We start from the raw sequence: 11,501 nt of genomic DNA, 5'->3' as shown, positions 1-11,501 counted from the left end.
GTCCTTTCCCGCCATGCCAGCCAGGCAAGCGTTGCCACCACGCACGCCAGCCAGATCCAATGCGAAGTGCGCTTCATCCGGGTCAGGGCAGCATCCGCCGCAGCACGCGTCGCCCGCTCAGCTCATGCAACACCACGGCAGCGATATGCAGCGCTACCCCCGTGGCCAGCAGCAGGCAGGCGGCAATGTGAATGTAGAACCAGACGCGGTGCCAGAACGGCTCGCTCAGCAGTGGCGCGATGGAGAACCAGCCGAACACGTCTATAACCCTGTCCATCATCAACAGGCCGGACGCCAATACGATCGCCGTGCTCCAGTACAAGCCCTCGTGCACGACATGCGCAATGCGCTGGCCCTTGGGATCATCGTGCAGGCTACGTGGCTTGAGACGGGTCAGGCGCAACAGCCAGCGCAGCAGGAATACAGGAATGAACAACGTAGTCATGGCGACGTTGATAAAGGCGACCAGGTGAAGCGTGGCGGGGGTGACATCCATGTGCGCCACGTAAAAACCGCTGATCAACGCCCAAAGGATGACCATTGCAGAGACCCAGTGCAGGAGGATCTGCTGCCAGCAATACTTTTGTACTTGCATTTGGAGTACTCGAAGAGCCTGGCCCCCTCAAGGGGCCAGGTTTGATGCCTTATTTCTCGGTCCAGGCCATGTTCCAGTGGGAGCCAGTACCTGGCTCGAACTGGCCAGCGGCTGCGGAGTACTGCACGCAGTAACCCGAGGCAGGGAATGGCTGGCACTCGTAGACCTTGCCATTCTTGGGCTGCAGTACCTTGGTACCCGCTTTGTAGTTGGAGAGCGATTCAGGGAAGACAAAGTCGTAAGAGGCATCGCCTGCCGCTTTGAGCTGCAGCGTCTTCTGGTCCTGCAGCAGCACCCGATCGAGCTTGTCCACGCCCACGACCTTGAGGGTGTGCATACCCTCGCCACTCACGACATTCAGCGCGAACGGTTCCGTACCGTTAACGTTCTGGCGCGAGTAAGAGACCTGCTTGTTATTGCTGTCGAACAGCCGCGCCGTCACGGTCAAGGCCTTGTTGGTCATGACGGTGAAGTCCACGCCACCTTTGCCATCCACGATCGTGTACTCGGGTTTGACATCATGCAGGTGCATCGTGGTCGGATCGCCAGCGGCGGTTTCAAAGTCCAGAATGTAGTTGGTCAGGCCGCTTTCGGCTTTGGCGAAGATGCTGTTGGAGCCCTGCACGGGCTCGATGTTGCCGTCCGTGTCCATCTGTCCGGCACGTACCAGCGTCTGGGTTTCATTGATCTGCCTGGCCAGCTTGTAGGCCCAGTTGGCAGCGATGCCCTCTTCGGCGCTATCGACCGTGATGCTCACATGGTGCGAGGTACGCTCGCCATTGGCATCGAATGCGCGTGCAGTCACTTTATCGCCAACTTCAAGGTCACGATTGGCACTGATTTCAGCCAGGCGCGGCCATTCCGGGGCGGGGCCGCCATCGAGCTGGATATCGACGTCAGCAACGCTATGGAACGCCTTGTCGGTATCGCCAACTTTCCAGACGCCAAGAATCACATGTTGGCCCGTGCGGTCAGTCGGCAATGTGCAGCTGTGCTTCGGGTTGGTACCTGTACCAGCAGCGGGTATCTGATGCTTGCCATCTACCACGCAGAACGGGGTGGCATCGAAAGCGGCACGCGTCAACGCTGCGTTGGGGTTCCAATCCGCCTTGGTAATGAAGTACTCCCACGAGGTAACCGGATGCGGGGCCTCATAATGCCAGTCGAACTGCATGTTACGGTCAGTGACCGGGGTCAGGTGCCAACGGTTGGCCGATTGCTCATCCAGGGCGCCGAAGTCGCCACGCGCACCGCCACTGGCAATTTTTCCGTCAACAGGACCAGCACTTGGAAAACGCCCAATCGCCTCACCGACCGACCACGGTTCGTACTGAGCGCCACCACAGTTGGTGTTGAGGTTTTTCTGGTTCGCATGGCAGAGCGCCGCGCGAGAAGGTGGATCTGCCAGGTTGCCATGCGCATTGGCAAGTTGAGCTTGTAAAGCTGTGCCTGCAATCGCCATCCACACACCTGTGGCGACAACGCTTTTTCGCAGGGTCTTTGTTGTATTCATCACGAACTCCGAACGCATTGCTGGTGAAATGCGCAAGGGCGCATTTACTGGAAGCGAATGCGCCTTCTGCGCAAGGGGAGTCCGGACTTTAGAGAAAAGCAGCTTGCCTATATGTAGGAATAAACCTGTCTAGCTCCCCGATTCGCAACCTTTGCGCTCGGGGAGCTTGGAATCAGCCGTGGTACTGCGCAGACAGCTCGTGAACGGCATTGATGAATACGCCGGCATGCTCCGGGTCGACTTCCGGGGTAATGCCGTGGCCCAGGTTGAACACATGGCCGGTGCCGTGGCCGTAGCTGGCCAGGATGCGCGCCACTTCCTGGCGGATGGCTTGCGGCTTTGCGTAAAGCACAGTCGGGTCCATGTTGCCTTGCAAGGCTACTTTGTCACCCACGCGGCGGCGGGCATCGCCGATTTCGCAGGTCCAGTCCAGGCCCAGTGCGTCGGCACCTGCGTCGGCGATGCTTTCCAGCCACAAACCACCATTCTTGGTGAACAGGATCACCGGCACCTTGCGCCCTTCGTGCTCGCGGATCAGGCCGCTGACGATCTTGCGCATGTAGGCCAGGGAGAATTCCTGATAGGCCGCCGCAGACAGGTTGCCGCCCCAGGTGTCGAAGATCTGCACGGCCTGGGCGCCGGCAAGGATCTGGCCGTTGAGGTAGCTGGTGACCGACTGGGCCAGTTTGTCCAGCAGCAGGTGCAGGGCTTGCGGGTTGTCGTAGGCCATGGCTTTGGTCTTGCGGAAGTCCTTCGACGAGCCGCCTTCGACCATATAGGTGGCCAAGGTCCACGGGCTGCCCGAGAAGCCGATCAGCGGCACGCGGCCGTTCAGTTCGCGGCGGATGGTGCTGACTGCATCCATGACATAGCCAAGGTCTTTCTGCGGATCGGGGATCGGCAACGCTTCGATGTCGGCAGGGGTGCTGATGACCTTCTTGAAACGCGGGCCCTCGCCGGTTTCGAAGTACAGGCCCAGGCCCATGGCGTCGGGGATGGTGAGGATGTCCGAGAACAGGATCGCCGCGTCCAGCGGGTAACGGTCCAGCGGCTGCAGGGTAACTTCGCAGGCGAACTGCGGGTTCATGCACAGGCTCATGAAATCACCCGCCTTGGCCCGGCTGGCGCGGTACTCCGGCAGGTAGCGGCCGGCCTGGCGCATCATCCACACCGGGGTGACGTCTACGGGTTGCTTGAGCAGTGCACGCAGGAAACGATCGTTCTTCAGGGCAGTCATGTCGGCATCCGGAAAAATAGTGCGGGCATTTTCTCAGACGCCAGCGCAAAAGGCACGGCCGTGGCCATGCGTTTTGTCTATTGGGTGCCACAGATCAAACGATTTTGTATACAAAAGCTTCGCGGGCGTGCCTGCCCCCACAGGTTCTGCGTTGAACCCTGTGGAAGCGGGCACGCCCGCGCGCAGGTCGAAGATCAGACTTCGAGGTAGTCCAGGATACCTTCGGCAGCCGTACGCCCTTCGAAGATCGCCGTCACCACCAGGTCCGAACCACGCACCATGTCGCCACCGGCAAACACTTTCGGGTTGCTGGTCTGGTGCTTGAACTTGCCCTTCTCCGGCGCTACCACGCGGCCCTGGCTGTCCAGCTGGATGCCATGCTGCTCGAACCATGGTGCCGGGCTTGGGCGGAAGCCAAAGGCGATGACCACGGCATCGGCCGGCAGGATCTCTTCGGAGCCTGGAATCGGCTCAGGGCTGCGGCGGCCACGGGCGTCCGGCTCACCCAGACGGGTCTCGACCACCTTCACGCCTTCGACCTTGTCCTCGCCAACAATGGCGATAGGCTGGCGGTTGTAAAGGAACTTCACGCCTTCTTCCTTGGCGTTCTTCACCTCTTTGCGCGAACCCGGCATGTTGGCTTCGTCACGGCGATAGGCACAGGTCACTGCCTTGGCGCCCTGGCGGATCGAGGTGCGGTTGCAGTCCATCGCAGTGTCACCACCGCCCAGTACCACCACCTTCTTGCCCTGCATGTCGACGAAGTCTTCCGGCGACTTCTCGAAGCCCAGGTTGCGGTTGACGTTGGCGATCAGGAAGTCCAGTGCGTCATGCACGCCCGGCAGGTCTTCGCCTGGGAAGCCGCCCTTCATGTAGGTGTAGGTACCCATGCCCATGAACACGGCGTCGTACTCGGCGAGCAGCTGTTCCATGGTCACGTCCTTGCCCACCTCGGTGTTCAGGCGGAACTCGATACCCATACCGGTGAACACTTCACGGCGGTTGCTGAGGACGGTCTTTTCCAGCTTGAACTCGGGGATACCGAAGGTCAGCAGGCCACCGATCTCAGGGTTTTTATCGAACACCACCGGGGTTACCCCGGCGCGCACCAGCACGTCGGCGCAGCCCAGGCCAGCCGGGCCTGCGCCGATGATGGCGACGCGCTTGCCGGTGGGCTTGACCTTGGACATGTCCGGGCGCCAGCCCATGGCGAAGGCGGTATCGGTGATGTATTTCTCCACCGAGCCGATGGTCACCGCACCGAAGCCGTCATTCAGGGTGCACGCGCCCTCGCACAGGCGGTCCTGTGGGCATACGCGGCCGCACACTTCCGGCAGGGTGTTGGTCTGGTGCGACAGCTCCGCCGCCGCCAGGATGTTGCCTTCGGAAACCAGCTTCAACCAGTTGGGGATGAAGTTGTGCACCGGGCACTTCCACTCGCAATACGGGTTACCGCAGCCCAGGCAGCGGTGCGCCTGCTCCACGGACTGCTGCGGCTTGAACGGTTCGTAGATTTCCACGAACTCCTTCTTGCGCTGGCGCAGCAGCTTTTTCTTCGGGTCCTTGCGACCCACTTCGATGAACTGGAAGTCGTTGTTCAGACGTTCAGCCATTTTTCAAAACCTCTTTACCGCAGTTGCCAGCCTCAGGCTGCAAGCTGCAAGACGATCACTTGAGCACGACAGGCCCCGCGCACGGGGCCGTCACTTGCAGCTGTTGTTACTGCGGGTTGGCACGTGTACTGGACAGCAGTTGCTTCAGGTTGGCCGCCTTTGGCTTGACCAGCCAGAAGCGCCGCACGTAGTCGTCCAGGTTCTCCGAGAGCTCACGCCCCCATTCGCTGCCGGTTTCTTCAACGTACTCGCCCAGGACCCGCGCCAGGTGGCTACGGTAGGCTTCCATCGCTTCACCACTGATACGCTGGATTTCCACCAGCTCGTGGTTCAGCTTGTCGACGAAGCTGTTGTCCATGTCGAGCACGTAGGCGAAGCCGCCAGTCATGCCAGAACCGAAGTTGTAACCGGTCTTGCCCAGAACGCAGACAAAGCCGCCGGTCATGTATTCACAGCAGTGATCGCCAGTGCCCTCGACAACAGCGTGGGCGCCGGAGTTACGCACAGCGAAGCGCTCACCCGCAGTACCCGCGGCAAACAGCTTGCCGCCAGTGGCACCGTACAGGCAGGTGTTGCCGACGATGGCGCTGTTCTGGGTTGCGAACGGGCTGCCGGCAGGCGGCACGATGGTGACCTTGCCACCGGTCATGCCCTTGCCGACGTAGTCATTGGCGTCGCCTTCCAGGTGCAGGTTCAGGCCACCGGCGTTCCACACGCCGAAGCTCTGGCCCGCAGTGCCCTTGAAGCGGAAGGTGATCGGCGCCGCGGCCATGCCCTGGTTGCCGTGCAGGCGGGCGATTTCGCCCGACACACGCGCACCGATGGAACGGTCGCAGTTGCAGATGTCCAGGCTGAACTCGCCACCCGCCTGGTCGCGAATGGCCGGCAGGGCCATGTCCACCATCTTCTCGGCCAGATGGCCTTCGTCGAACGGCGGGTTCTTGTCGACTTCGCAGAACTGCGGCTTGTCCGCCGGAATGTGCGAGCTGCCCAGCAGCGGCGACAGGTCCAGGTACTGCTGGCGCTCGGTGTCGCCTGGCAGCACGTCGAGCAGGTCGGTACGGCCAATCAGCTCGCCGAGGCTGCGTACGCCCAGTTTGGCCAGCCACTCACGGGTTTCTTCGGCGACGAAGGTGAAGAAGTTGATCACCATGTCGACGGTACCGATGTAGTGGTCCTTGCGCAGCTTGTCATTCTGAGTGGCCACGCCAGTGGCGCAGTTGTTCAGGTGGCAGATGCGCAGGTACTTGCAGCCCAGGGCAATCATGGGTGCGGTGCCGAAGCCGAAGCTTTCGGCGCCGAGGATGGCTGCCTTGATCACGTCCAGGCCGGTTTTCAGGCCGCCGTCGGTTTGTACCCGGACCTTGCCGCGCAGGTCGTTGCCGCGCAGGGTCTGGTGGGTTTCGGCAAGGCCCAGCTCCCACGGGGCGCCGGCATACTTGATCGAGGTCAGCGGCGATGCGCCGGTGCCACCGTCGTAGCCGGAGATGGTGATCAGGTCGGCATAGGCTTTGGCCACGCCAGCAGCAATGGTGCCAACGCCGGCCTCTGCCACCAGCTTGACCGATACCAGCGCTTGCGGGTTGACCTGTTTGAGATCGTAGATCAGCTGGGCCAGGTCTTCGATCGAATAGATATCGTGGTGCGGCGGCGGCGAGATCAGAGTCACACCCGGTACCGCATAGCGCAGCTTGGCGATCAGGCCGTTGACCTTGCCACCTGGCAGCTGGCCGCCCTCTCCCGGCTTGGCGCCCTGGGCAACCTTGATCTGCAGCACTTCGGCGTTGACCAGGTATTCCGGCGTCACGCCAAAGCGGCCAGTGGCCACCTGCTTGATTTTCGAGCTGCGGATGGTGCCGTAGCGCGACGGGTCTTCCCCGCCCTCACCGGAGTTGGAACGCGCGCCCAGGCGGTTCATGGCCTCGGCCAGCGCTTCATGGGCTTCCGGCGACAGTGCGCCCAGCGAGATACCGGCAGAGTCGAAGCGCTTGAGGATGGCCTCCAGCGGCTCGATCTGCTCCAGCGCCAGCGGCTGTTCGGCCACTTTCACCTTCAGCAGGTCGCGGATCATCGACACCGGGCGCTGGTCGACCAGCGTGGTGTATTCCTTGAACTTGGCGTAGTCGCCCTGCTGCACTGCAGCCTGCAGGGTGTTGACCACATCCGGGTTGTAGGCGTGGTATTCGCCACCGTGGACGAACTTCAGCAGGCCACCTTGCTGGATCGGCTTGCGCGCGCTCCAGGCTTCGGCTGCCAGCAGCTTCTGGTCGCTTTCCAAGTCTTCGAAGCGTGCACCCTTGATGCGGCTGGACACGCCCTTGAAGCTCAGGCCGACCACTTCTTCGGACAGGCCGATGGCTTCGAACAGCTGGGCACCACGATACGAAGTGATGGTGGAGATACCCATCTTCGACAGGATCTTCAGCAGGCCCTTGGAAATGCCTTTGCGGTAATACTTGAAGACCTCGTCCAGATCGCCCAGCACTTCGCCGGTACGGATCAGGTCAGCCAGGACTTCATAAGCCAGGTACGGATAGACGGCCGACGCACCGAAGCCCAGCAGCACGGCGAAGTGGTGCGGGTCACGGGCAGTGGCGGTTTCCACCAGGATGTTGCTGTCGCAACGCAGGCCCTGCTCGGTCAGGCGGTGGTGCACTGCACCAACGGCCAGCGAAGCGTGCACCGGCAGCTTGCCCGGGGCGATGTAACGGTCGCTCAGCACCAGCTGGGTTTTGCCCGCACGCACGGCCTCTTCAGCTTGGTCGGCGATGTTGCGGATGGCCGCTTCCAGGCCGACACCCTGCTCATAGTTGAGGTCGATCAGCTGGCGGTCGAAGCCTTCACGCTCCAGGTTCATCAGCGAACGCCATTTGGCGGGCGAGATGACCGGCGAGCTGAGGATGACCCGCGAAGCGTGCTCCGGGGACTCCTGGAAGATGTTGCGCTCGGCACCCAGGCAGATTTCCAGCGACATCACGATCGCTTCGCGCAACGGGTCGATTGGCGGGTTGGTGACCTGGGCGAACTGCTGGCGGAAGAAGTCGTACGGCGAACGCACGCGCTGCGACAGCACGGCCATCGGCGTGTCGTCACCCATCGAACCAACGGCTTCCTGGCCCTGCTCACCCAGCGGGCGCAGCACCTGGTCACGTTCTTCGAAGGTGACCTGGAACATTTTCATGTATTGCTTGAGCTGGTCAGCGTCATAGCTGGCCACGCCCTGGTCGTCAGTCAGCGTCGCCTGGATGCGGGTGGCATGCTGACGCAGCCAGCGCTTGTACGGGTGGCGCGACTTCAGACGGTTGTCGATGGCATCGGTGTCGAGAATCTGGCCGGTTTCGGTGTCCACGGCAAGGATCTGACCCGGGCCGACACGGCCCTTGGCCAATACTTCCTCAGGCTGGTAACCCCATACACCGATTTCCGAGGCGATGGTGATGTAGCCATTGGTGGTGGTCACCCAACGCGCCGGGCGCAGGCCGTTGCGGTCGAGCAGGCACACCGCGTGGCGGCCTTCGGTCATGACGATACCGGCCGGGCCATCCCACGGCTCCATGTGCATGGAGTTGTATTCGTAGAAGGCACGCAGGTCGGCGTCCATGGTCTCGACGTTCTGCCAGGCTGGCGGGACCAGCATGCGCACGCCGCGGAACAGGTCGATACCACCTGTGACCATCAGCTCCAGCATGTTGTCCATGCTCGACGAGTCGGAGCCGACGCGGTTGACCAGCGGGCCGAGCTCTTCCAGATCCGGGATCAGGTCGTTGGCGAACTTGGTGCGACGGGCCATGGCCCAGTTGCGGTTGCCGGTGATGGTGTTGATCTCGCCGTTGTGGGCGAGGAAGCGGAACGGCTGCGCCAGCGGCCATTTCGGCAGGGTGTTGGTGGAGAAGCGCTGGTGGAACACGCAGATCGCGGTTTGCAGGCGCTCGTCGCCCAGGTCTGGGTAAAACGCCGCGAGATCGCGCGGCATCATCAGGCCTTTGTAGATGATGGTCTTGTGCGAGAAGCTGCAGATGTAGTGGTCGGCGTCGTGGGCGTTGGCTACCGACGAACGGCGACGGGCACTGAACAGCTTGATGGCGAATTCCTGGTCGCTCAGGCCTTCACCGCCGATGAACACCTGCTCGATCTGCGGCAGGCGCTCCAAGGCCAGGCGGCCAAGCACGCTGGTGTCGATCGGGACCTTGCGCCAGCCGACCAGCTTCAGGCCGGCAGCCTGGATTTCGCGGTCCATGTTGGCGCGGGCAGCTTCGGCTTTGACCGGGTCTTGGTTGAAGAACACCATGCCGACGGCGTACTGCTTGGGCAGCTCAACGGCGAAGTGCTCCTGAGCCACGGCACGCAGGAATTGATCGGGCTTCTGCATGAGCAGACCGCAACCGTCACCGGTCTTGCCGTCGGCGTTGATACCACCGCGGTGGGTCATGCAAGTCAGCGCCTGCATGGCGGTTTGCAGAAGGTGGTGGCTCGGCTCGCCCGTCATATGGGCGATCAGGCCAAAACCACAGTTGTCCTTGAATTCTTCGGGATGGTACAGACCTGTTTTCATAGACACATTCTCACCAGGTTCACCTCTCTACCGGAGGTAAATCTCTTTTTTAACAACCACTTACCATCCACGCCGATCAAATGCCAGCTTTTTTGCGGTGGCCATGGAAAACCATTGTTGCACAGCGACAGCGATGCCCACAAATTTTCATGTCTCACCATTGAAAATTTATGTCGCAATTTTGAATGTTTTTACGCCATGCGCCGTGATAGCGGCTTGGCTTGAGTCTGAAGCGTTTCAGCCATGACTGCAACTCGGGGCTTGTGGCCGGCAGCCTGGGACAGAAAAGCCTGCCGCGCTCAGGCGCAGCAGGCTAGTCGAAGTTCAGTAGTCGCTCAGCAACTGGGCGGCGGGGTGGTGCCGCCCGGCAGGTATCAGCGGGCCGAGGCCAGCTCTTGTTGGACGCTGGCGACGGTACGTGGCCAAGGTTTACCAGCCTGGACCTTCGCTGGCAAGTTCTTGATTGCCGCAACCGCTGCATCACGGTTGGCGAAGCTGCCGTAAGTCACTACATACAGTGGCTTGCCCTGCAGGTTTTTCTTGAAGTAGCGATAGTCGCCACCCTGGGCCTTCACGTAGGCCTGGGCCGAAGCCTCGGAGCTTGTGCCGAGGATCTGCACCACATAATTGCCCGGTTTTTGGCCGGCGTACCAGCCACCATTGGCACCCCCAGCGGCGGCTGGTTTTTCAGCAGGCTTGGCGGCCGGCTTGGCCACCGCGACCTGCGTCGGCGCGGGTGCAGGCTTGGCCGGTGCAACCGGCTTGGCAGGCTGGGTTGCAACAGGCTTCGACGCTGGCGCAACCGGCTGCACCGGCTGTGCCGGCGCACTCGCGACTGGCTGGGCCGGTGCAGGTGCAGGGCCAGCCGGCACGCCTTGCGGTGGCGCGATGGTTGTCACGGTGGGTGGCGGGTTGCCTGGCTGCAGGTCGGTTTCACCGGCCGGGCTGCCTTCTTCACCTTCGCCCATGCCTGCTGCCTGGGCCAGCGGCTCGCGCATTACCGGCTGCGACTGGCCAACCAGCGGCAACGGCATCGGCTGGGACGAGCCAGAGAACTCGATGTTGGCGCCCTGCTTGCCATCGCCCAGCGGCAACTGGGCCTGGGCGGCCGGCGCATCGGCAGGGGCCTTCTCGCCTTTCTTGGGCATCAACACCGCGGCCGCAACGGCGACCACGACCACAGCGGACAGCGCGAGCACATGTTTTTTAGGCATCTTGAACCCCATGGTTGGTCGCTTGACCGTCGAGCGGCTGGCGATCATGGCTTCGATCAAAGTGTCACGGGCGACCTGGTTGATGTTGCCAGGCCAGCCGTCGGAGTTTTCATGGATATCGACGATCTGTTCACGGCTGAACACCTCGATGCCCCGGCCAGCCCCTTCCAGGCGCTGCTCCAGGTACTCGCGGGTCTCCTCTTCACTGTAGGGGGCAAGCTCGATGATGTGGAAGCGCTCTTCCTCGACATTGAGCTCGTCCAGCCCGGCAATCAGCGATGGTTCACCGAACAGGAACACGTGCGGGCGCCCTTCCGGTACCCCCGCCGCCAATTCCAGCAACGCTTGGAGTGCCGACTCGTCGAGTTGTTCCGCATCGTCCACCAGCAAATACACTTCCTGACCGGTCAGCGCCAGCTGCACCACCTTGGACAGGATCGCCTGCACCTCAGGCTGGTCCACATCCAGCTCCTGAGCAACCTGGGCCAGCATGGCCGAGGCATCGCTGGCACTGCGGGCAGACACCACCACACTTTTTACAGCTTGCTTGTTGGTGCTGGCCACCAGGGCCTGGCGCAGCAGCGACTTGCCACTGCCCAACGGGCCGCTGACCACCAGCATCAGCTGGCTGTAACGTGCCAGATGGTGCAGCTGGCCGAGCACGGGCTTGCGCTGGGCCGGGAAAAACTTGAAGCCGGGCACGCGGGGCGCGAACGGATCGTGGCTCAACTGGTAATGGTCGAGAAAGGCCTCATCGGCATGCAAACTGGTCATTGC

6 protein-coding genes are annotated in these 11,501 nt (G+C 61.9%); all 6 read right to left on the bottom strand.

Going from position 1 to position 11,501, the window contains the following annotated elements:
- Window positions 1-82 precede the first annotated feature (82 nt).
- Window positions 83-595 (bottom strand): cytochrome b, encoded by a 513-nt coding sequence (locus OO258_RS05055; protein ID WP_266029065.1) that lies wholly within the window; start codon window positions 593-595, stop codon window positions 83-85.
- Window positions 596-644: 49 nt separating this feature from the next.
- Window positions 645-2,108, bottom strand: coding sequence for an N-acetylglucosamine-binding protein GbpA (gene gbpA, locus OO258_RS05050; RefSeq protein WP_266029064.1), 1,464 nt, complete (start codon window positions 2,106-2,108; stop codon window positions 645-647).
- A gap of 172 nt (window positions 2,109-2,280) precedes the next feature.
- A complete protein-coding gene (gene hemE / locus OO258_RS05045) occupies window positions 2,281-3,345 on the bottom strand; it encodes a uroporphyrinogen decarboxylase (protein WP_110745159.1) in 1,065 nt (354 codons plus the stop codon).
- 194 nt (window positions 3,346-3,539) lie between these two features.
- Complete coding sequence (locus OO258_RS05040) at window positions 3,540-4,958, bottom strand: FAD-dependent oxidoreductase (protein WP_003249156.1); 1,419 nt, start codon at window positions 4,956-4,958, stop codon at window positions 3,540-3,542.
- Between the two features lie 106 nt (window positions 4,959-5,064).
- Entirely contained in the window at window positions 5,065-9,510 is a 4,446-nt protein-coding gene (gltB, locus tag OO258_RS05035) for a glutamate synthase large subunit (protein ID WP_266029063.1), read from the bottom strand.
- 374 nt (window positions 9,511-9,884) lie between these two features.
- Window positions 9,885-11,498: an AAA family ATPase gene (locus OO258_RS05030; protein ID WP_266029062.1), complete on the bottom strand. Its 1,614-nt coding sequence runs from the start codon at window positions 11,496-11,498 to the stop codon at window positions 9,885-9,887.
- Window positions 11,499-11,501 lie beyond the last annotated feature (3 nt).

The sequence above is a fragment of the Pseudomonas sp. DCB_BI genome, from assembly GCF_026240995.1.
In the GTDB taxonomy this organism is placed as follows: domain Bacteria; phylum Pseudomonadota; class Gammaproteobacteria; order Pseudomonadales; family Pseudomonadaceae; genus Aquipseudomonas.
Note: the sequence above shows the minus strand (reverse complement) of the source record. Positions and strands in the feature narration are given on the sequence as shown.